The sequence below is a fragment of the Nostoc sp. DedQUE08 genome (assembly GCF_034530895.1).
Classification (GTDB): Bacteria; Cyanobacteriota; Cyanobacteriia; order Cyanobacteriales; family Nostocaceae; genus Nostoc.
The window spans coordinates 14,897-35,561 of sequence record NZ_JAVRCD010000076.1; the positions used below are offsets into that span (position 1 = coordinate 14,897).

A 20,665-nucleotide genomic window follows, 5' to 3' on the forward strand; every position below is an offset into this window, starting at 1 on the left:
GAACAGACTTTATGGCAGAAACACTCTCTGGACAAACCCCGCTATTTGCTGGCAGCACTGGTGGCTTGCTCAACAAAGCAGCAGTTGAAGAAAAGTACGCGATCACTTGGACTAGCCCGAAAGAGCAAGTTTTTGAATTGCCTACAGGTGGTGCTGCTGTTATGCGCAAAGGTGAAAACCTGCTGTATATAGCTCGTAAAGAATATGGCATCTTTTTGGGCGGTCAGCAACTTCGTAAACTCAAAATCACAGATTACAAAGTTTACCGGGTTTTACCCAACGGAGAAACCACTTTACTTCACCCAGCTGATGGTAACTTCCCTGAAAAGGTAACCGAAGGTCGTGACAAAGTGCGTTATGTAGACCGTCGTATCGGACAAAACCCCAGCCCCTCTAAAGTTAAGTTTAGCGGTGTTACTACCTACGACGCTCCGTAACTAGCTGTTAGTCGCTAATGGGTAATTAGTAATGGGTAATTGGTAAATAAAAACCCATTACCCATTACCAATTACCAATTACCTTTGAAAAATAATGATGTTTCCGGATTTCTCCCAGTTTTCCACCCTAGCGCAACAAGGCAACTTCGTCCCGGTATATCAAGAATGGGTAGCGGACTTAGATACGCCCGTATCTGCTTGGTATAAAGTCTGTGCAGGTCAGCCTTATAGCTTTTTGTTGGAATCCATCGAAGGTGGGGAAAAACTGGGACGCTATAGTTTAGTTGGTTGCGATCCAGTGTGGGTTTTGGAAGCAAGGGGCGATCGCACGACTCAGAAAAACCGCGATGGTTCGCAGGTGGTTTTTGCTGGCGACCCTTTTACAGCTTTAGCCGAATGTTTAGCACCTTATCACCCAGTAAAATTACCACAGTTACCGCCGGGAATTGGCGGTTTATTTGGGTTTTGGGGCTATGAATTGATTCAGTGGATTGAGCCGCGTGTACCCATTTATCCACCAGATGAGCGGAATATCCCTGATGGGTTGTGGATGCAGGTAGACCACTTGTTGATTTTTGACCAGGTGAAGCGGAAAATTTGGGCGATCGCTTATGCTGATTTACGCGACCCGAATGTAGATTTGAAAGCAGCATATCAACAAGCGGGCGATCGCGTCACCCAAATGCTCGAAAAGCTATCTTTGCCCCTATCGCCAGAAAAAACTCGATTGGAATGGAATCCGCCTGCGAGCAGAGGAGCAGAGGAGCAGGGGAGCAGAGAAGCAGAGGAGTATCAGAGTAATTTTACCCGCCCTGATTTTTGTGCCAGCGTTGAGAAGGCGAAAGATTACATTAAAGCAGGTGATATTTTTCAAGTAGTAATTTCCCAGCGACTATCAACAACATACACAGGCGATCCTTTTGCCCTTTATCGGTCGCTACGTCAGATAAATCCTTCGCCTTACATGGCTTACTTTAACTTCCAAGATTGGCAAATCATCGGTTCCAGTCCAGAAGTGATGGTGAAAGCCGAAAGCGATTCTGATGGTGGAGTAATCGCGACGGTACGCCCAATTGCTGGGACGCGTCCGCGAGGTAAAACTACTCAGGAAGATGCAGCCTTGGCTGAAGATTTACTCCAAGACCCCAAGGAAATTGCCGAACACGTGATGCTTGTCGATTTAGGGCGGAATGATTTGGGGCGTGTATGCCAAAGTGGTAGCGTCAAAGTCGATGAATTAATGATGGTTGAACGCTACTCCCATGTAATGCACATTGTTAGCAATGTTGTGGGTAAATTAGCAGTTGGTAAAACAGCATGGGATTTACTGAAAGCTTCCTTCCCAGCAGGTACGGTAAGCGGCGCACCCAAGATTAGGGCGATGGAAATTATCCATGAGTTAGAGTCTAGTCGTCGGGGTGTTTATTCCGGTGTGTATGGGTATTACGATTTTGAAGGACAATTAAATACTGCGATCGCAATTCGCACAATGGTAGTACATGATAATACCGTGAGCGTACAAGCCGGTGCAGGTTTGGTAGCTGATTCTGAGCCAGAAAAAGAATACGAAGAGACGCTCAATAAAGCTAGAGGTCTATTAGAAGCTATTCGTTGTTTGCGTTGAAATGAGGACGAAGAAGGGAATAGAATACGGGTTAGAGGGTACAGATTATTACCTGTCACCTGTAAACTCTCCTTTAACCCCAATCCTTTTTACTACTTCTATGGTTTCTCTTGCATACAATTAATTGCACACTGGTTTTTGTTGCTTAATTGTAAAACCGGGCTTGATATAAGTACAGTAACAGTTCGATCTGCGGTATGAGCATCCAGACCAGACTTTAAAAGTTGATGTACCAATACTCTTCTATTTTGAATTACATAGGTTTTACTTTGAACAGCAAGATGTTTGGAAACAATTTGTGCTACTTCTAAGCCCACGTATCCACAATACCGCGACAAATTAGGAAGCTTTATAAATCCAATCAACATCAAACTTTTTCCAAAGCTAAATAGAATTTTTAAACTTATTGAAAATTTCAAATAAGTCCTGGTAAGCTAAACCACATCTAGTTTGCATAATCTGAAATTGTACATTTCTTGTGGGGTGGGCGTCTTGCCCGCCCAATATATGCAACTTTTATGTGGAACAGCTTATCCAAATCCAAGACCTCTGTTGAAGTTACTACACACTAGAAATGAACAAACTTACTCATCCTAATTAGTTGAAGTAAATCGCCCAAAGAATTCCAGTTACTTTAATGGCAATTAAAAGGTTAGTGAAAAATCTGTCGAACTCAATTTATTCTCTCAATCCTTTGTCATCTTGACCAGCAGTAAAAAATAATTACCAGACTTGATTGACATTGATAGTCTCAAAGTTGTTGAAATCATGTCTAAAAACAACGGGTTCAATTAAATCCTTTTTGGGATAATCAAAATCAGTTTTCATAAGTAAGTTTGACTCTAAATTGCTTTATTCGTCAAGTAAAGAAAATTAAGAAATCTCAAAGTGTCTTCTTTAAAGGCTGGTTAGCCATCCAAGCAAACCGTGTCCGGTGATAACTTCTACAGCTATAAGTGAAACAAAAGCAATCATTGCCAAACGCCCATTAACTTTTTCAGCATATTTGGTGAATCCTATCCGTGGAATTTCATCAACATAAACTTTAAGTTCAATCGCAAATCTGTTGAATTTACTGCGTTCGTTAATGGTAAAGCCTTTACTTGCCATTTTTGACTCTTTGTTTTTGCTTTCTGTAAAGGAATATTCAATATTGTAAATATTTTTTGCAAATACTTGACATATAAATAAAAGTAGTGATCGCCGTACTAAGTGAGTAGGGTATTTCGGATATGTACGAGAACTAGGCAATAGACCTCTTGCAAAAGTCCCTAACACCCCTCCCCGCTCTTCGGGAGACAAAGCGTAGCTTTCTCGTTCCCAGTCGGAGACTGGGAACGAGGAAAGTCTTATTAAGGCTAGGTTTTTAAGACTTGTGTATACACCGTAGGCTCTTCGGGAGGGTATGACAAAGCGTAGCTTTGGCGGGGTGGGGTTCTTTCTTATTTTTGATTTATGCAAGAGGTCTAATGTCTACGACAGGTGGTTCCTGAGTGCAGCCGTACTCCTTCAAAGAAGGGTTACACCTACGCTCTTGGAGGGGAATTCATACAAAAGTACCAATTGCATGAAATTAAACATCAGGAAAACTTATTTTTTAGATAAACAGAAATTATCAATATATAACTGAGAAAGTATTGCTTATTTGTAACGAAGTTGTTATGTTTCTTTACATAAAGATACACAAACAGCATCAATGCGTTAAACCACGGTTAATCAAGGCTTTTTAAATAACCATGCAGTCGAGCCTGCAATGTGCTTTGCCAAGTATCTAAACTCAACGGCAACAGCATCACTATGCCTTTATTAGAGCTATCTATGTCTACAACAGGCTTTCTAGTGATGTCAAAACTATTGAGTGCCTTTATTAACACTTAAACGCATTTCTCATCGGTTTTTGCACATTTGATTTTTCACATTCGGTAGAACTGTAATTTTCTTTTTGGAATTTCTGCTATGTCTTTTACCATCCAGTCGGCTCAAAGTATTTTTCCCGGCACCCTAGTTGCTGACGTTGTTCCAACCGTCGTCGAATCATTCTCTAAGCTCAATGCTGAAGATCAACTAGCATTACTTTGGTTTGCTTATACCGAGATGGGTAGAAGTATCACAGTTGCGGCTCCTGGAGCAGCAAACATGATCCTTGCACAAGGCTTACTCGAACAAATTAAGCAGATGCCTTTTGAGGCTCAAACGCAAGTCATGTACGATTTGGCTAACCGTGCTGATACTCCTCTGTGCCGTTCTTATGCATCCTTCACGGTGAATATCAAGTTGGGCTTTTGGTATCAGTTAGGAGAATGGATGGCTCAGGGAATCGTTGCTCCCATCCCACCAGGTTACAAGCTTTCTTCTAAAGCTGCCGATGTGTTACAAGCCATCCGCAATGCAGATTCAGGTCAACAAATTACCATCTTACGTAATACCGTAATTAGCATGGGATTCGATCCGAATGCTCCTGGTAGTTACAAAAAAGTCTTAGAGCCGGTAGCTCCTCCCACTGCACCAGCATTTCGGACTAAAGTCACCATTGAGGGCATCAACAATCCTACGGTACTTGGCTATATCAACAACATGAATGCCAATGACTTTGATGCTGCGGTTTCTCTGTTTACCTCCGAAGGTGCTTTGCAACCTCCCTTTGAAAGACCAATTGTTGGTCAAGACGCAATTCGCGCTTATATGCGTGAAGAATGTCAGGGATTGAAGATGCTCCCAGAGCGCGGTGTATCTGAGCCTGTGGAAGATGGCTATACCCAAGTTAAAGTTACAGGCAAAGTCCAAACCCCTTGGTTCGGTGCCAGCGTGGGCATGAATATTGCATGGCGCTTTTTGCTAGATCCCCAAGGCAAAATCTTCTTTGTAGCGATTGACTTGTTGGCTTCTCCAAAAGAACTGCTGAATCTAGTACGTAAATAGAGGGCTAGATTAGTTACTGCTTAAGCGTGGATAAGGCGTAGCCCGTCGTAGACATCGCCACGCTTAAGCAAAAGAAAGTTATAGCGCTTTATTTGGTATTTTGATGTTGCGATCGCTATTGAAAACAACCGATTTTATCAAGAAAGGCAGGAGGCAGAGGGCAGTTCTTGCTTGAGCAAAACTGCCCAGTTGTTGAGCGTAGTCGAAACACTGTTTCCTACGTGACCAAAGGGAACTCTTTACTTGTTTATATTTAAATAACAATATATCTTTGGATAGAGTAATAATTTATTCATCTACCAAGGGTAATAGATTATCAATGACTTTTTTCAATTCCTCTGAGCCGCTCCTGCGTGAAAAACAGCAAGAGCTAGATTTTCAAGATATTCAAGGTCTAGTCTGTCTCAACTACCAAATTGGAAATTTCACTCTCTTTTCCAAGTTTTATACTCGCGTCGATCAAGCATTTATTCTCTGGGGACTAATTTCATCTGGAATTTTCGTAACCGCCCAGTTTCTACCCATTAGCTGGAGTAGCCAAGCAATTTTGTGGTCAGTGCTTACCTTATTCGGTGCAGTTGGCATGGTAAGTTTAACTTGGTTTTGGGCAACTGTAGAACAGTTACGCTGGGTTGTTTATAACTGGGCGATTTTAATCTTAATGGGTTTAATCTTGACCGATCTGAGCATTTTTTTGGGATGGGGAGAGGTGTTGATCCGTTTGTGTCCACTGTGGTTAGGATTAAGTGCGATCGGCTACTTTTGCACCGGGGTAGGAATGCGTTCGCGCACATTTATTTTGATGGGGTTTATTCATTTGCTGGGAATTTTAGTTTTGCCATACTGCGGTGTTATGCAGTTTCTCTCAACGGGGCTAATTATGACCGTTAGTTTACTGTTACTAGCAGAATTACAATGGGATATGCAATCTTCAAGTGATTACAGCCAATTAACACCACAACAAAAGCAGTTTAACCAAGCACAGTCCCAACGGCGTCAAATGACTAACTAAAGTTATAAAGAATTAAAATCTTACTTTAGACAAGTTTATATAAACAATATAGCTATATCTCTTGACTAGGTGGTGTTTATACTTGAGAGAGAGAGGTTTTCACCCAACTGTTAGCTATTCTAGTTTATGAAAACAAACAACACTGTATGGGTGTTATGCCGCTGTGGCCCAGTATCAAACATCGAAGGAGAGCGATCGCAGATGTTTGAACAGTGTAAATTAAATACGTTGACGGTGTGGAGTTTTTGTCGCTTCCTCCACCTTGTTATCACCAAGGGAAGGTTAAATTCTTTATCAGAGCGGTCTGAGGTGATAAACGTCTTGTGTTTTTTAGATTACAACTTAATTTTGACACTCCAATCTTCTTAGTTCATTTTGAGCTAAGGAGATTTGACTATCACGACTAGTGTAACTATTTGTTAGTTGGCGTTTGTGTGTCAAAATATTCACGCCAACGACTAATTTGATTATCCTTAAAATCTACAACAATTACGTCATCAGCTTTATTACGACGACCTGTTGCCTTTTCTGTATCTTCATAGTACCACTCTACTGCTGCCTGATTTGCTCCAATGATAATCCGGTGGATGTCTATTTTGACATCTGAATACTGTTCTTTAAAATTGGCAAGTCCTTCTCGAATTCTTTCTTGCCCCCGCCAGCATTGACCAGGCACGATTAGTTCTCCATCAATCGTAAACAATTGTGCAATAGCGTCAATATCTTGAGCAACCCATGCATCTTTAGCTTTTTCTATTAATATCTGGATATCTTGTTGGTTCATAGACTGACTGGCAACTAAAGGTGTGCTAAAAGTTAAGCTAACAAATATAGTTCCTAACACTAGCCATTGAGATAACCAAAGCATCTAAATTTTTCTACCTTCTAAAGTATCAAGCTTATAGAGCATTAGTAACATTTAACCAGAAGTTGTTTGGATTGCGATCGCACCTGCGCAAAGTCGGTTTTGATGAATGCAGAATGTCTGTAGCGTTGATTTTAATTCTACAACCAAAACTGGCGATCGCCTTCCACTATACCTGGAGCAATTCCTTGTAACCGTCGATAAGCTATTTTGTCAGAACCGTATAATGGGACGGGTAAGCGAGGTTCTTTCAACGCCCCGTGATGTAGCAATGTCAGTTTAAGTGTAGCTTCTATTAAACTTTCAATTGATACTTGCTGTTCATGTTCAGGATCGGGAATAACCTTTAAACGCAGAGGATAAGGTAAACCCATTTTCTCAGATTTTACTTCAGTAGTGATTAAAATTACTTCATACGACGATAAGCGAAGAGCTAACCCTTTAGTTGGTGCTGTCACTACAGACTGCTGAAATTTATATAGTCGTGGAATCTGAGATTTTACACACTCTACCAAAATAAACTTTGAACCAATAACTTTTGCTCTTTCTCTTAAATTCTTTATTTCATCACCACAAAAACGTCCATCACGGTAAATTAGTACAGTTTTTTGTCTTAATTCAGCAGATGGTAGAAATCTTTCTAGTGTTCGTTTATCAATTGTTTCACCCTCGGTTAAAGCATCTTCCAGTCGGTAACGAATAAACTCCCCTCGCTTGTCATAGAGACGCACACTCGCACAGACATTTCTACTTCCGATTCCCTTCTTTTTAGAAACTCGGGAAACATCAAAGCCAATGAAATAATCAGCAATGTCTAAAGGTTCAGCTAAAATAAAGGGTAAGTTTCCTAACTTTGCAAGAATTCCTGGAATTACCTGATGAAGGATATTCCCATAATTACTAGTATTTTTTAATGTATCTTCATAAATTACTTGACTAGCAATTTCACGCCGGAGTAAGCGTGAAGAAATAAAAGAATAAAAGCTACCATCATCACTATTATCAGCATGGCGATCGCTCTGAGGTAAAAATGTCAAAACAATATCAGTAGGAATCGCCATTAATTCATTAATAGCTTCTTTAAATTTTTCTCTATCTTCAGGAACTGCCATTAGTTTATCAACAGCTTCTTCAACTTTTTCTCTATCTTCAGGCACACTTGAACTACTTACTGATACACCAACGCGATGAACAATTATGCTTTCAAACCCATAGTATTTTAGACGTTTCTGAACTTCCCTGATAAAAGGATCTACTTTCAAATCACAAAGCTTCAAAGCTGTGATACGAATCGGTGTTAATTTATTTTCATATTGAGATTGACGACGATAAACGCCTCCTTGTGATAGTCCTTTGAGGACATCTCCTCTCCTACTTATAAAATTTTGACCAGATTTATCCTTTCCAAATAGAAGTTGAGTATCTTCAAGCTTAAATTCTAGTGGCAAGAATAATTCAGAACAATTGCCGCCTTTTCTACTGTTAATACAGTTTTCGGATAACACAAACCCATAAAGACTTAGAGCTAGTGCAGCTTCTTTTTTGTATGAAGCCAAACTATTTTGTCGTTCTTGATAAGGAATCTTAGCTTCTTTGAGTAAATCTCCATAGTTTACATCAAATCGTTTGGCAGTTTCTTCTGTAATACAAGGAATAAGAGCAGCCATTGCATAAGGATAGCGTTTTTTCTTCTTACCAAATTGAACAATTACAACAGGTTGATCTCTTGGTGCTTCACGAATAGCGATTTCACTGGTTGATGCAGGCTTATAGTTGAGTAATTCTTCTTCACGCTCACCAATAGTTCCTTCTATATCTACAATAGTAGCTGAACTATTCTTTTCAATATCTCGAACATTTAAACCAATTAATAAATCTTTTGAATTTTGTCTATAAGGATGATTCTCGTAAAATTCAGACAATTTTCCTTTAAAGGCGAAAGAACTACGAACAGTTATAGCAATAGCTGGGTGTGAAATATTTTGAATTTCAATTGGTTCTGCCCAAAATTTGGCTTCTCGTCTAACTTCAACCTTATTAAATGGAATACTAAAATATGAAAATGGTCGTCTAATTTTTAATATTCTTATAGCTAGTTCAGAAAGAATATCAGCAGATATTTGTGGTTGGCTTACCCATTGAATTGAATAATAGCGATCGCCAATATCTTTTTTCAATTCTTCTTGAATTCCTGTTAAAGCTTTTCGCCATTCATCTAAACTTGGCATTGCTTGATCGGGTTTAGCTAAAACCCAGAAATTACCATCTGCAAAGATGGTCATAATATCAGGAAATTTCTGACTAAACCGCCAACTTAAGCGATTTCCTATTTCAGTATCTAATCTGGGAGTCAGTCGAAAGCAGATTAAGTTAGGTTGAGGAATATTGAGTAAAAATATTTCAGCCAAAAATATTGGGGATATATTAGTTTTTAAGGGAGATTGAAGCACACCAGCAGTCATGTAGAAACCTCTGATATAGTAAATTCACAAATTGAGTTAAACGAACAGTAGCGACAACTTACACCTGGATTTTGGGGAAATATTTGACTGAAATCAGCAGAATTTTTCCGGTAGCGTCTCAATTCCTCTTGATGTCGTTGAGCTATTAAAGCGAGTTCTATCTGAAAGGCCTTAAGAGTGTTAGGTGTTGCGCTGATAGGTTCTGACCAGTTACCATTTTCTAAGTTATAAAAAGACGCTACTGCTTTTTGCTGGGGGTATCGGTAACTAGCAGCTAGTAAATAAATATACCCTTGTCGCCGATCAAAATCAGAGTGGCCAGTTTTGAAATCTAAAATGTGCAAAGTATCATCTTCTTCGGCAAAAATACAGTCAATCGCAGCAAAGAAGTTAAAAGACTGATTGCCCTGCTTAATCAGAATTGGTTCTGGAAAACCCTCATCACCTCGGCTAAGTTGAATAATTTTCTTCTCAGCAAGAATTGGATTTTGCTGGTAGTTTGTCAGTATTTGAAGTACTCGCTGCTGAACCAAATCTGACTCTTTCCGCAATTCCAGAATCTCTATTATTTGTTCTACAGCATCTTCTTGATGTAACATCGGGGAGTTTTCATGAAACTCATAAACCCCCCTTTGTGCTAGTAGTCCAATTCGCTGAGGAGTGCTATCACTTACTAAGATTGCTGCAACCGCAGGTTCTCGCGATCGCGCTTTTGTAAAACCTCGTTTCATGTCACAGTGTAAGTGTTCTTTCCCTATGGGTGGAGAATACTGCAACCATAGGTTGTAACTGGCAAATGGTAGCCAATTTTGGCTCATTGATGTCAAATCCCAGAATTTAGCAGAGAAAAAAATTTTACTTAGTCAGGATTTCGTAGATTGCTGTATATACATCAATCTCGGTGGCGATTTCCAAGGTATGTAAGCCTTCTAGCATCTGTTCCGCAGCCTGTATGAGTTGTGGATTGCGGCTTGATTTTTGAATTTCTTCAAGCAGAACTGGTAGAGGTCTACCAATAGAAAAACTCAGTTGTTCAGGGTTCAACGATTGTTTATTCATGCTTTTGCTCTTGTGTAACGAAATATAACTCAACGAACATCAGTACAACCGCCTGAATTGCCATACAATTTCAACAAGGCAAGATATAAGTTGTTCAGTATTGAACCATATTATGCAAACTGCATAATTATTGTCAACTACTTAATTCAGGCAAAAATAAATGTTGAATTTTATTTTCAACACTGGTATTATCTATCTATGAGTGATTCAAAGGCTAAAAATTTTGGGTAACTTATAGCCCAGCAACTCCTGAAAAGCTTTGTCAAATAAGGCTTTTAGCCTACTATCACTCAAACCGATAGAAGGCTTATTATTATTTATGCTTCAGGAAATGCGTTAGGCAGTTGAATGTGATTATGGATAAGCAAGAGAGTCAGAGTTTTGGCAGGTGTATTTGGCAAGCTCGTAGAAAAAAGGGATTAAATCAGCGTGAGCTAGCGGTAAAGGTAGGGGTAGACTACACCTATTTGTCCAAGCTAGAAAACGACCACGTTGAACCAAGCGAGAAGGTGATCCGTTCGCTAGCAGAACATCTCAGTTTGAATGCAGAACAGTTGATGTACCTAGCTGGACGCATGACTCAAAATGATTCGGAAGCTTTCGAGCAATTGCTTAAGGTTAACTACAAAGAAATGCCTGCTTTATTTCGTCGAATGAGAGAAAGTCCGGGTATTGATTCTTTAGTTAAAGCAAGAGATGAACAAATTGTAAGATTACAAAAAGAAAATGCTGAGTTAAGAACTAAAGTAGAAAAACTTCAAAAAAAACTTACTTTATTTAAGCCTTATATTTTTTACTCTAAAGAGGAGATAGAAAGGAAAGCTAACGAAATTTTACATAATATGCCAAATTTGCATAATGATGATGCTGCCAAAATACCAATTGATGCTACTAGAGTATGTGATTACTTGAATTTAAGCATCGATATTGAGGAAATATTGCCTGATGAACATGGATTAATAGTAGCTAAAATTTTACCATTAGAAAGAAGAATACTAGTAAACTCAGGTCTTCCAGAAATGCTAGGGACTTTTACGGAGTTTACAATTGCCCACGAAATAGGCCACTGGGTACTTCATATTAACCAGGAAGATGCTGATATTTTATCAGAAGAAATTAACGAAAATAGTGATGATGAGAATCAAGTAATTTTATTCCTATGTCGTAGTGCTAGTAGCCCAATTGATAAATTTGAAGCATTTGAGTGGCAAGCTCAGTATTTTGCTAGTTGTCTATTAATGCCTCGTTATGTTTTACAAGAATTACGTAAAGAACGTGATTTAACTAATTGGAAGCACCTTTTCATAATGGCAAAGGAGCTTGGTGTAACAATATCTAGTCTTATTTATCGGTTACAAAATTTAGGTTGGATTTATATACCTAAAGGTTCTAAGCAAATCTATCCCGGAAAAATAGGATTAGAGACTGAACAGCCAAGAATGTATTATTTATGAGGTAAAAGTGAGGAAAAAATAACGTGAGCATTTTCAATGCATATAGATACTATTCTAAAGCAGAGATTGAGCAGAAAGCTTATGAAGTTCTAGAGAGGATGAAGGCAGAAAATTTTATTCCAAAGTGGCCTTTTGACGCTAGTTGTACTGCTGATGCTTTGGGAATAATGATTGACTGGCAAAGTATACTTCCTGATGATAAAGGAGAAATAGTAGCTAAAATAATTCCTAGAAAAGAACCAAAAATAGTACTTAACAAAAACATACAAAAATTAGAAGAAGAAGGTTTCCAAGCATCTACAATTGCTCATGAGATTGGGCATTGGGTACTTCATATAAACCAAGATGTAGCCAGAGGTTCTGTGCAGCAGTTAGAGCTAACCCTAAGTATTGACTCAATTGAACAACAGTTTCTATGTCGTAATGTTAGTGAGCAGATTTATAAGAGGCGTCCTGAAACTCAGGATGACTGGCGAGAATGGCAAGCTCAGTATTTTGCTAGCTGTCTGTTAATGCCTAGAGAAATTTTGGAAGCTAAACGAAAAGGACGTGATTTAACTAATTGGCATCACCTTTATGCAATCCAAAAGGATATTGGTGTAACCATATCTAATCTTGTTTATCGTTTGCAAGACCTTGGCTGGATTTACATTCCCAAGGGTTCTAAGCAAATATATCCCGGTAAAGCTACACCGAATGGGCAGACAAATTTATTTAATAGGTAAAGTGCGATCGCTCTCCATCATCTCATCATGCGATCGCTTGAAACTACTAAAATAGAAACTAAGATGCTCACAATAGCCTATGAACGCTACGACAACCACTTTCCCTTCTACACTCAAATTGAAAATTGACTTGACTGATGAGCAATTTTTCCAGATGTGCCAGAAAAACCGCGATTATCGATTTGAGCGTACAGCATCAGGGGAATTATTAATTATGCCACCTACAGGTAGTGATACTGGCAACCGTAATTTTGATATGGTTGTTGAGTTAGGAATCTGGAATAAACAAACTAAATTAGGCAAAGGTTTTGATTCTTCAACTGGTTTCACCCTACCTAATGGTGCAGAACGTTCTCCTAATGCTTCTTGGGTAAAAATTGAGCGGTGGAATGCTTTAACACCTGAACAACAAGAAAAATTTGCCCCTATTTGTCCTGATTTTGTAGTAGAGTTGCGTTCTCGTACTGATTCCTTGAAAGAATTGCAAGAGAAAATGCAGGAGTATATCGAAAATGGCACTCAATTAGGCTGGTTAATTGACCGGAAAAACAAGCGAGTGGAAATTTATCGTCCAGGTAAAGATGTAGAGATATTAGACAATCCTACTAATTTATCAGGAGAAAATGTATTGCCTGGGTTTGTGTTAGATTTACAGCAGATTATGTAATTTTATTGATTAGGATAAATATAGCGCATTTCAAAGCGGCTTTGTTCCCAAATTGGTATTAAAGCCTGTTTAGCAGCATTTAACTGAGCTTGTGAAAAAGATATTTTACCATTTTCTATAATCCAAATAAATATCCGAGTGATTAAATCTGCTTTGAAACTATTCTCGTATTCACTATTATTTATTCTTATTACTTGCCGATCTAAGCAATCTATAGCATATTTAAAAGTCAAGTTTTTCCAGTCTGTGGAATTGCTATAATTTTCTTCTGGCGTATTTTTCCACTCAACTCTTTGCAAATTTCCAAAAATATAGTCTATGCCTGTTATGGAAGAATCTGTGTTACGCACTAAATTTGTATAGGCTTGGTAATATGGCTTCAATAGCAAAGCCGCAATATTTTCCACATAGATATGTAGCCAAGATTGGATGTCACGAAGATAAGGTACTAAATCTTTAATATTATCAATTTCTTTAATCAGCACACGTTCATTTCTGTAATTTGTTATTTTTGCTAGCAATTCAGATTCAGATAATTGAGATTTGTTAGAGTAATAATTAATAACTTTGGGAATATATTTATCTAATAACCATTGTTTGGTATATCTAGCTGTCCAAGTTCCTCTTACTCCAATATCTTGCTGCCAGAAGCTAAATTTAGCTTTTTCTATAGATTGTAAATTAATATTATTTATCTCGTAGATTATATCAATTTGATTACTAGGTAATAAAGAGAAATCTCTGTTAAATTTTGGGAAGATAAATGCACGATTGCGAATTCCTTTACTCACTCGAATTGAGAGATTTTTTCTATGAAATAGATGCCATTCTGACTTGCCTTTCTTATAATCAAATTCTTTAAAAAACTGCCGCATTAACTCCCATAATTCTTGCCGAACAGAAAAAAGTATAAAACCACGAACTTCTGAAAATTTGATAGATTCAAAATCCCATGTTTCTAAAGCATTCTCAAATTCAATTATTGAGTTTTTATATTTTTGGCAAACTTCATCAATACACAAACACAAGTCTATTGCTTCTAAGTTGGATAAAATGACTGTTATTTGACCCAAATTTACTGTAAAACTATCTTTATCTATCTGTTTCAAAAAACGACGACATCCCCAATCTGGTTGAGTGTGCAATCCAGTCATTAAATGACCTAAAATATCTTGATGATTTAAGCGAATTTTTAAACCTTTAAAAAGAATACTACTGAATTCTATTTGACAATTACCTTCTCCAAAAGCTTTGGGTAAATTACAGGCGATCGCTACTTTTGGTTTAACAACAACTAAGTGGCAGCCTTCTAGTGTTATAGAAGGCTCAAAATCACATTTTTCTAAAAAATACTGTAAATCTGGATGGCGTATAATTAATTTTTCTATTAAGTTACATTTAGAATATGTAAAAATATCGGTTATATTTTTATCAATATTTTTAACTACATCAAAATTTAGTTTATTATAAAACTTTGAGACGATATCGTTATTTTTAAAGGCATCTATATTTAGATCGAATACTAATTCTTCTCGATTATAATCTAGGCGCTGGAAAACCTTAATTTCATATCCATTAGTGACAATAAAAAATAGTGTATTAAAATGATTACTATAAAATTTAGCTTGCTCAATAGCTTTATTTAACTTAGTTTTATGCGGTTCTATCGTTTTTACAAAAATGAGTGATGTATCTGTATTTTGTTTTTTAACATCATCTGTGGCAAAATATATCTGAGCAATTTCTGGATTTTTGGTGTGTGTTTCTGATTGATATGTTTTCAAAGAGTATTCACAATGACATATCTCTGGATAGTAGAGATAGCGGAACATGGGCAAAATTAACTTTTCTTTTACGTCATCTTCATTGTGTAAAACACGACGATCAAAACCTTGTATCCATGTAATGAATTTTTTAATTGACTCTGGAATAGTCATCAGATAATCTACCTGCTTGTATAAATTTGCTATGCCTTATTTTGTTCGTGTAATTAGCAATTTATCAAGTCAGTTTGGATTATGTCGTGATTCTAGATACTAGAATGGAAGCATTCGGCTGAAACTTAACCTTAGCAAAACCTACATTAATAAAACGTGAGTTCGATGAACCTCTCCCGGACAACCTCCCTCTCCCACGGAGAAAGGGAGGAGCAACGAGAAATTAGGGTTTTGGCTCCCCTCTGGGTGTCCAAGCTACGGTGTATACACAAGTTATCGAATCGCTACTAGTCCTCGAATTACCCCACCCTAACCCTCCCCGTATGTATTGGGGAGGGAACTAGATTTTCCGGTTTCCTCCCAATACATCGGGGGGATTAAGGGGGGTAATTCGACTTGTGTATCACGGTAGGGGTGTCTAAGAGGGGTTGAGGGAGAGGTCAAAAAAGGGCTTGTCGAACTCACGTTAATAAAAGTTACTGCTGTTAGAATTAAATATTTGGTGAAAATTAGCTAGGCAAAATTAATGAATTGTGTATAACAAGGATTTTGGACAACGCATAATTGCTAGAGATGTTTATTAGACAAGAAGGAGTTAGGAGTCAGAATATAGAATTTTCCTGACTCTCTGAACTTCTGATGCCTAATATATCTATTTACTCTCTTTGGGTAGCGATCGCTAATTTAGCTCCCGGAACCTGACGTACCCGATCCATTACCGCTACCACCCGGCCATAATCAACTTTTTCATCAGCATTAATAATCACTAATACTTCCGGGTTAGAACCAACTAAAGTCCGCACTTGCGCTGTTAAATCATCAACTGCAATTGGTTTACGGTTCAGGCTTACCTGTTCTTTTTCATCTACCGTAATGGTAATTTTAGTGGGAACTTGCTGTTGTTTAGCTGTGGCGGCCTTCGGTAAATTGACTGGCAAACCTTCCGAACGTGTTAAAAACAGAGTTGACATGATGAAAAATGTCAAAATTGCAAAAATCACGTCAATCATCGGCACGATGTTGATCTGGAGCGGAAGTTCTGGTTCATCTGGTAGACGCATAGGTTTTTTCTCCTCGTTCATAGCGACGGCGGTAAAGTAATTCTAGCTGTCCCCCATACTCCTGAATTAGTGCAATTTGCCGTTGGTACAATCCCCGGAAGGTATTGGCAAACATGAGTATGAATATAGCAACGATCAATCCTGATGCAGTTGATACTAGAGCCTCACTAATCCCAGCCGTAACACTTGCCGTTTTGCTACCTCCCACATCACCAAGATTTAGGGAAGCAAAAGAAGCTATCAATCCTAATACTGTGCCGAGAAGACCTAACAGTGGTGCCAGACTAATGATTGTCTCAAAAAGGTTTTGGAAACGTTTTAACACAGGTATTTCAGCCTGTGATTCGCTTTCTAACGCCAAACGAAACTCCTCCGGGTTTGGCTCTTCTAATTCTAAAGCCGCCAGAAAAATCCGAGCGAGTGGCAAATCTGCGTTTTTCTGAAGTTTATCCATTGCACCGACAATATTATCGAGACGGTAGAGATTCAAAACATCTCGCACCACCCGGTTTTGACGCTGATTGATTCTTACCCAAAATCTAATCCGCTCGACAATCAGTGCCACACCTACTACCGAAAACGCCAACAGGGGCCACATGACGATACCACCTGCTGCAAATAAATTCTGAATTTCCATGTAGTGCCTCTATAACGTCATCCACAATACAAAATTAGACTACCAGAATCTAGAGAAAAGATGAAACTTATTCTCAACAAAATATAAGATATAATGAGAAATTTTTCAAATGAAACGATCATGATTTTTATTTACTTGTTCGTTTGTTTTACATAAATTAATTTAATTTAATTGCAATAAAAGTTAATTTTGTCCAAAAAGCATGATATTGGTGGTTTAAAAAGATGTTTATCCTAGTCCAGGATTCTGTAAAGCGATCGCAATTAATTTGAATTTTTACTTGATATTTGTAACCTTGCATTCTAAGATAGCTAAATTAGTGAGAATAGGTAGCAATAGCTATGAGCTTTTCTGGCATTACTGTCGAGCAACGTTCCAAAGAAGTTGAGGCTCTCAAGTCTTTTCTGACTTACAGTCTGATAGGTTCACTGGCGCTGCATATCGGCGTACTGTCTTCTGGCATAAGTAATTATTTGACCAGAGTACCTACAGGAGAAGAAGAACCAATAGAGTTGGCGCTCGTGGATGCTCCGACTGCGGAACCAGAAAAACCAATTGCAGAGATTCCAAAAGAAATAAATAAAGAACCAGAGATTGTCCAAAAACAGCCTATAGAAACTCCACCAGTAGAAAAATTTGAACAGATTACAGCAGTCCCTCAGAAGCCACAGGCGATAGATACGCCGCCAAAAGCAATTCCGATCGAGCCGAAAGTTGCTGTGAAATCTGCACCTATTCCACGAGCGGTACCAGAAGTACCTGTGAAATCTGCATCATCCATTCCCCAATCAGCTCCGTCTGAAGATTCCAAAGCAAGTTCACCAGGTGGTGGCGGTGGCGGTGGCGGCGGCGGCGGATCTGGTGTTGGTTTAGGCTCAGGTAGTGGTATTGCTGTAGGTACAAATAGCGGTACTGGCCCTGGCGGAGGTACTGGCACTGGCACCGGCGGTGGCATTGGCAGTGGCACAGGCAGTGGCACTGGTAGCGGCATTGGTAGTGGCACAGGCAGTGGCATCGGTAGTGGAATTGGTAGTGGCAGAGGCAGTGGCATCGGTAGTGGCACTGGTAGTGGAATTGGTAGTGGAACAGGAAACCGTCCCACAGTAGCAACAGCGCCTACAACTCCAAAAATTAACAGTTCAGGTAATGGTAATGGTCGTGCAGCCTGCCGCGAATGTAATGCCAAATATCCAGAGGCAGCAAGACGGCGAGGAGTTGAAGGCAGAGTAGAAGTAGCTGTAGATACTGATGCACAAGGTAATGTTACTAATGTGCGGATTGCTCGCTCTAGTGGAAACCGCGACTTGGATGAAGAAACCAAGAGACAAGCGCGTGACTGGAAATTAAAACCCACAGAAGGTGGTAGACAAGGGGTATCTATAGCCACTGAATATGCCATCAAAGGCTCACGGCGATCGCGCCAAGTTCAAGAACGGAGAACACAAAGACAAGCACAAGAGACACAGAGAAGCCAGCAAACAACGGCTGCTAACTTTACACAGGAAACTCCAAGACGTAGGCGCAGAGAGTTGGCACCCCCATCAAGACCAGCAATATCTGGATTTAGTCGGCGACTGGAACCTCAAAGAGCAGAAAGTCCTGCGAGAAACTCATCATCTGAAGCTAGAACAACTCGTACTCAAGGAACTGCAAGAGAGTCCCTACGCCGCATCCAGCGCGAGCAAACGACTACCGATTCATCACAAAAGCCACAAACAACCACAAATCGGCGGCGGCGAAGAGATAACGCTAGCCAGAATAAATTGCGGGACTCTTTGCGTCGTTTACGCCAACAACCTCAATCACAACCTGCTACTCCCAGTCAGCAGTAGTCTGTTAAGTTGAAATTCATGGGTTAATAATAAGCGCTTGAGCGCTTAACAAAGGGCTAAAGCTCTGACTACAAAGTTATTGACCCCGTGAAGTTGACTTGACATACTACTAATAGAGGGATCAAACTTATTGGAATCATACTTTGATTAACAACGATCGCCGTCTCCTAAACAGGAGGCGGTTGTTCTTTAGACAGGAATGGCTTCATTAAGCATTACCCATCTAGCATGAAGAAGAGGGGTTAGGAGTGGGGTAATTTTATGATGGGCTATTAGAGACACTGGCGATCGCGCCCTTTGCCAATCAATAGTACTGGAAGTAAATAATCCTGGACTTTCCCGATCCATTTTTCTAATCGGGGCAATGGCAATGTAAATTGCTGCGCCTAAAGAATGATAGTAGTGTTTGCTCATCACCAATTATATGCTGAGAGATATAGTCAACGGCTAAATCTCAAATTGCTCATTTGCACTTTATGTCTAGATGTCAAATTCACTGATTTGAATAAAACTTCTACATAAACACACACTGATGCGGTTTGATTTGCTTGAATAGCTATATTGATAGGACATTGATAACGTCGGCAATTCACAATTCCTGATTATGGCAAGTAAATTCATTGATGTTAGAGAATATACTGTCAGGGCGCACAAAAGACAGATTCATACTCGTGTTTTCCAGTTTGTCTGTAAAGAGTGTAACGATCTGACAAAACGTGAGACTTTCGGCCCTCGACCTTTATATTGTGAGAGATGTCGCCCTCCCCAACCGCCTAAGAAATCCCAGCCAGCATCTCACAAGGCAAAACCGAGAGCAATGTCTTATAAAAGTGACATCGATTTAAATTGATTAAAGCCCTATGACTCAAAATGGACAATTAGAACCGCCTCCAGAAAACTTTTTCTCACCACTGTTGGAATTACGAGACTATTATGCTCGCCTTACAGAAGAGTATGAACGCCTCTTTGTGCAGGCGCGATCGCAGCTCGATCATGTAGAAGCGTTGTTGTCTAACTGGTCTTCTTCTGATACCAACAAGCAGATATCAAGATTAACGGCGGCTGATGAAACCTCAAATCTTTCTGGGGAAAGTTCTCTGCGGTTTTTATCACCCCTTGATGACATCGACAAAATCAACTTGGTGGAGTCTTTAGAGTTAGTAGAAAAAGACTCAGATCGGGTTGAGATAAATAATTCTTTTTCTGCTGTTGATACAAAAGAGAGTCAATCTCAAACGACATCAACAGATCCAAAGATCGCTCCAGAGAACAACGATAGTTCAACGAAGGTAGTGGAAATTCCGATGCTACCTCAGTATCAGCACGCTATCTCGCGAATGGAAGCCATAAAACAGCTATTGCAAGAACAGATAGGTACTGTTTGTCATATCGATTTTATCGTGCGATCGCTTTATGGAGAGTTAGATTCCAATCTATTCAAAGTAGTTAAAGGTAGAGTGCAATCTTCCCTCACCCAAGGCAGAGAAAGGAATTACTGGGTAACTATTCCCGATGAGCCAGGTTGTTATACTTTGGATTTAAGTTTAGTAGCCCCAAGTAATCGCAATGGTGCTTCTAGGAATATCAAGAACAAAAATAAGAAGCCTTTCGTTCCTCCGACAAAAACAGTACCGATGCTCAAAGCCTTTGAGGGTCAATTCTTAATTGATGCCCTCACCTCTCTGTTAAAACAAAATTCAGGTAAAGTTTTCAGCGTGGCTGAAGTCATCGCTGGAATTTATGGAGAACTAGATTCTCAGCAAATTAGAGAGATCAAAAATAAGGTGCTAAATGAACTATCTAGAGGCTATCGTACAGGTAGATTCGCTAGGGTTCCTAATCAAATTGGCTTCTATACTTGGGACTCAAATCTGATATTGAAGGGGAGTTCTCGTTAAATTGGGAATTGGGGATTGGGGATTGGGCATTGGGCATTGGGCATTGGGCATTGGGCATTGGGCATTGGGCATTGGG

Annotated in this window: 21 protein-coding genes and 1 pseudogene; 11 read left to right on the top strand and 11 right to left on the bottom strand. The window is 39.3% G+C overall.

Annotated features, from left to right (window positions below):
• Positions 1–11: 11 nt before the first annotated feature.
• Together RMY64_RS32265 and trpE are read left to right on the top strand one after the other, a co-directional pair.
• Positions 12–437: a photosystem I reaction center subunit II gene (locus RMY64_RS32265; protein WP_322682183.1), complete on the top strand. Its 426-nt coding sequence runs from the start codon at positions 12–14 to the stop codon at positions 435–437.
• Positions 438–531: 94 nt separating this feature from the next.
• A complete protein-coding gene (gene trpE / locus RMY64_RS32270; protein ID WP_322702159.1) occupies positions 532–2,061 on the top strand; it encodes an anthranilate synthase component I in 1,530 nt (509 codons plus the stop codon).
• Positions 2,062–2,658: 597 nt separating this feature from the next.
• On the opposite strand, the pseudogene RMY64_RS32275 reads toward trpE, so the two are convergent.
• From RMY64_RS32275 to RMY64_RS32285, 3 genes and pseudogenes are all read right to left on the bottom strand, one after another.
• Positions 2,659–2,889 (bottom strand): annotated as a pseudogene (locus RMY64_RS32275) (hypothetical protein).
• 69 nt (positions 2,890–2,958) lie between these two features.
• Positions 2,959–3,171 carry a chlorophyll a/b-binding protein gene (locus RMY64_RS32280; protein ID WP_322673037.1) on the bottom strand — a complete coding sequence of 71 codons (213 nt, stop codon included), beginning with the start codon at positions 3,169–3,171 and terminating at the stop codon, positions 2,959–2,961.
• Between the two features lie 602 nt (positions 3,172–3,773).
• Positions 3,774–3,935, bottom strand: coding sequence for a hypothetical protein (locus RMY64_RS32285; RefSeq protein WP_322672943.1), 162 nt, complete (start codon positions 3,933–3,935; stop codon positions 3,774–3,776).
• A gap of 82 nt (positions 3,936–4,017) precedes the next feature.
• Between RMY64_RS32285 and RMY64_RS32290 the strand changes: the two genes are divergently transcribed.
• The 3 genes from RMY64_RS32290 (at position 4,018) to RMY64_RS32300 (ending at position 6,361) form a co-directional block, all read left to right on the top strand.
• Positions 4,018–4,980 (top strand): orange carotenoid protein N-terminal domain-containing protein, encoded by a 963-nt coding sequence (locus RMY64_RS32290; RefSeq protein ID WP_322689932.1) that lies wholly within the window; start codon positions 4,018–4,020, stop codon positions 4,978–4,980.
• 319 nt (positions 4,981–5,299) lie between these two features.
• The gene (locus RMY64_RS32295) at positions 5,300–5,992 is read left to right on the top strand and encodes a hypothetical protein (RefSeq protein ID WP_322682179.1); all 693 of its coding nucleotides are present in this window, start codon (positions 5,300–5,302) and stop codon (positions 5,990–5,992) included.
• A 126-nt stretch (positions 5,993–6,118) separates the two neighbouring features.
• The gene (locus tag RMY64_RS32300) at positions 6,119–6,361 is read left to right on the top strand and encodes a hypothetical protein (RefSeq protein WP_322682178.1); all 243 of its coding nucleotides are present in this window, start codon (positions 6,119–6,121) and stop codon (positions 6,359–6,361) included.
• 43 nt (positions 6,362–6,404) lie between these two features.
• Here the strand turns inward: RMY64_RS32300 and RMY64_RS32305 are convergent, their stop codons facing one another.
• The 4 genes from RMY64_RS32305 to RMY64_RS32320 all read right to left on the bottom strand — a co-directional run bounded on the left by RMY64_RS32305 (position 6,405) and on the right by RMY64_RS32320 (position 10,378).
• On the bottom strand, positions 6,405–6,860 hold the full coding sequence (locus RMY64_RS32305; protein WP_322682177.1) for a nuclear transport factor 2 family protein: 456 nt from the start codon (positions 6,858–6,860) through the stop codon (positions 6,405–6,407).
• A 137-nt stretch (positions 6,861–6,997) separates the two neighbouring features.
• Positions 6,998–9,319 (bottom strand): Piwi domain-containing protein, encoded by a 2,322-nt coding sequence (locus RMY64_RS32310; RefSeq protein ID WP_322702160.1) that lies wholly within the window; start codon positions 9,317–9,319, stop codon positions 6,998–7,000.
• Positions 9,316–10,137 carry a PD-(D/E)XK nuclease family protein gene (locus tag RMY64_RS32315; RefSeq protein WP_322672949.1) on the bottom strand — a complete coding sequence of 274 codons (822 nt, stop codon included), beginning with the start codon at positions 10,135–10,137 and terminating at the stop codon, positions 9,316–9,318. The genes RMY64_RS32310 and RMY64_RS32315 overlap by 4 nt, the downstream gene beginning before the upstream one ends.
• 37 nt (positions 10,138–10,174) lie before the next feature.
• Positions 10,175–10,378 carry a hypothetical protein gene (locus tag RMY64_RS32320; RefSeq protein ID WP_322672950.1) on the bottom strand — a complete coding sequence of 68 codons (204 nt, stop codon included), beginning with the start codon at positions 10,376–10,378 and terminating at the stop codon, positions 10,175–10,177.
• Between the two features lie 356 nt (positions 10,379–10,734).
• Between RMY64_RS32320 and RMY64_RS32325 the strand changes: the two genes are divergently transcribed.
• The 3 genes from RMY64_RS32325 (at position 10,735) to RMY64_RS32335 (ending at position 13,224) form a co-directional block, all read left to right on the top strand.
• Positions 10,735–11,832: a helix-turn-helix domain-containing protein gene (locus RMY64_RS32325; RefSeq protein ID WP_322702161.1), complete on the top strand. Its 1,098-nt coding sequence runs from the start codon at positions 10,735–10,737 to the stop codon at positions 11,830–11,832.
• 23 nt (positions 11,833–11,855) lie between these two features.
• Positions 11,856–12,557, top strand: a complete 702-nt coding sequence (locus RMY64_RS32330) for an ImmA/IrrE family metallo-endopeptidase (RefSeq protein ID WP_322672952.1) — start codon at positions 11,856–11,858, stop codon at positions 12,555–12,557.
• Positions 12,558–12,636: 79 nt separating this feature from the next.
• On the top strand, positions 12,637–13,224 hold the full coding sequence (locus tag RMY64_RS32335; RefSeq protein WP_322702162.1) for a Uma2 family endonuclease: 588 nt from the start codon (positions 12,637–12,639) through the stop codon (positions 13,222–13,224).
• A gap of 2 nt (positions 13,225–13,226) precedes the next feature.
• Here the strand turns inward: RMY64_RS32335 and RMY64_RS32340 are convergent, their stop codons facing one another.
• The 3 genes from RMY64_RS32340 to RMY64_RS32350 form a co-directional block, all read right to left on the bottom strand.
• Positions 13,227–15,161 carry a hypothetical protein gene (locus tag RMY64_RS32340; protein WP_322702163.1) on the bottom strand — a complete coding sequence of 645 codons (1,935 nt, stop codon included), beginning with the start codon at positions 15,159–15,161 and terminating at the stop codon, positions 13,227–13,229.
• A 656-nt stretch (positions 15,162–15,817) separates the two neighbouring features.
• Positions 15,818–16,222, bottom strand: coding sequence for an ExbD/TolR family protein (locus RMY64_RS32345; RefSeq protein ID WP_094352241.1), 405 nt, complete (start codon positions 16,220–16,222; stop codon positions 15,818–15,820).
• Entirely contained in the window at positions 16,206–16,859 is a 654-nt protein-coding gene (locus RMY64_RS32350; RefSeq protein ID WP_322672955.1) for a MotA/TolQ/ExbB proton channel family protein, read from the bottom strand. Before RMY64_RS32350 ends, RMY64_RS32345 begins: the two co-directional genes overlap by 17 nt.
• Positions 16,860–17,200: 341 nt before the next feature.
• Here RMY64_RS32350 and RMY64_RS32355 point away from each other — a divergent pair, with 341 nt between their 5' ends.
• On the top strand, positions 17,201–18,691 hold the full coding sequence (locus tag RMY64_RS32355) for a TonB family protein (protein ID WP_322702164.1): 1,491 nt from the start codon (positions 17,201–17,203) through the stop codon (positions 18,689–18,691).
• A gap of 189 nt (positions 18,692–18,880) precedes the next feature.
• Here the strand turns inward: RMY64_RS32355 and RMY64_RS32360 are convergent, their stop codons facing one another.
• Entirely contained in the window at positions 18,881–19,105 is a 225-nt protein-coding gene (locus RMY64_RS32360) for a hypothetical protein (RefSeq protein ID WP_322702165.1), read from the bottom strand.
• A gap of 190 nt (positions 19,106–19,295) precedes the next feature.
• Here RMY64_RS32360 and RMY64_RS32365 point away from each other — a divergent pair, with 190 nt between their 5' ends.
• The gene (locus RMY64_RS32365; protein WP_099099597.1) at positions 19,296–19,541 is read left to right on the top strand and encodes a hypothetical protein; all 246 of its coding nucleotides are present in this window, start codon (positions 19,296–19,298) and stop codon (positions 19,539–19,541) included.
• A gap of 10 nt (positions 19,542–19,551) precedes the next feature.
• The gene (locus tag RMY64_RS32370; protein ID WP_322702166.1) at positions 19,552–20,589 is read left to right on the top strand and encodes a hypothetical protein; all 1,038 of its coding nucleotides are present in this window, start codon (positions 19,552–19,554) and stop codon (positions 20,587–20,589) included.
• Positions 20,590–20,665: the final 76 nt, after the last annotated feature.

Excerpts from the sequence above, each read along its gene's own strand:
- RMY64_RS32265 (WP_322682183.1), top strand. The coding sequence starts at position 12 with ATGGCAGAAACACTCTCTGGACAAACCCCGCTATTTGCTGGCAGCACT.
- trpE (WP_322702159.1), top strand. The coding sequence starts at position 532 with ATGATGTTTCCGGATTTCTCCCAGTTTTCCACCCTAGCGCAACAAGGC.
- RMY64_RS32280 (WP_322673037.1), bottom strand. The coding sequence starts at position 3,171 with ATGGCAAGTAAAGGCTTTACCATTAACGAACGCAGTAAATTCAACAGA.
- RMY64_RS32290 (WP_322689932.1), top strand. The coding sequence starts at position 4,018 with ATGTCTTTTACCATCCAGTCGGCTCAAAGTATTTTTCCCGGCACCCTA.
- RMY64_RS32295 (WP_322682179.1), top strand. The coding sequence starts at position 5,300 with ATGACTTTTTTCAATTCCTCTGAGCCGCTCCTGCGTGAAAAACAGCAA.
- RMY64_RS32300 (WP_322682178.1), top strand. The coding sequence starts at position 6,119 with ATGAAAACAAACAACACTGTATGGGTGTTATGCCGCTGTGGCCCAGTA.
- RMY64_RS32305 (WP_322682177.1), bottom strand. The coding sequence starts at position 6,860 with ATGCTTTGGTTATCTCAATGGCTAGTGTTAGGAACTATATTTGTTAGC.
- RMY64_RS32310 (WP_322702160.1), bottom strand. The coding sequence starts at position 9,319 with ATGACTGCTGGTGTGCTTCAATCTCCCTTAAAAACTAATATATCCCCA.
- RMY64_RS32315 (WP_322672949.1), bottom strand. The coding sequence starts at position 10,137 with ATGAGCCAAAATTGGCTACCATTTGCCAGTTACAACCTATGGTTGCAG.
- RMY64_RS32320 (WP_322672950.1), bottom strand. The coding sequence starts at position 10,378 with ATGAATAAACAATCGTTGAACCCTGAACAACTGAGTTTTTCTATTGGT.
- RMY64_RS32325 (WP_322702161.1), top strand. The coding sequence starts at position 10,735 with ATGGATAAGCAAGAGAGTCAGAGTTTTGGCAGGTGTATTTGGCAAGCT.
- RMY64_RS32335 (WP_322702162.1), top strand. The coding sequence starts at position 12,637 with ATGAACGCTACGACAACCACTTTCCCTTCTACACTCAAATTGAAAATT.
- RMY64_RS32340 (WP_322702163.1), bottom strand. The coding sequence starts at position 15,161 with ATGACTATTCCAGAGTCAATTAAAAAATTCATTACATGGATACAAGGT.
- RMY64_RS32345 (WP_094352241.1), bottom strand. The coding sequence starts at position 16,222 with ATGCGTCTACCAGATGAACCAGAACTTCCGCTCCAGATCAACATCGTG.
- RMY64_RS32350 (WP_322672955.1), bottom strand. The coding sequence starts at position 16,859 with ATGGAAATTCAGAATTTATTTGCAGCAGGTGGTATCGTCATGTGGCCC.
- RMY64_RS32355 (WP_322702164.1), top strand. The coding sequence starts at position 17,201 with ATGAGCTTTTCTGGCATTACTGTCGAGCAACGTTCCAAAGAAGTTGAG.
- RMY64_RS32360 (WP_322702165.1), bottom strand. The coding sequence starts at position 19,105 with ATGAGCAAACACTACTATCATTCTTTAGGCGCAGCAATTTACATTGCC.
- RMY64_RS32365 (WP_099099597.1), top strand. The coding sequence starts at position 19,296 with ATGGCAAGTAAATTCATTGATGTTAGAGAATATACTGTCAGGGCGCAC.
- RMY64_RS32370 (WP_322702166.1), top strand. The coding sequence starts at position 19,552 with ATGACTCAAAATGGACAATTAGAACCGCCTCCAGAAAACTTTTTCTCA.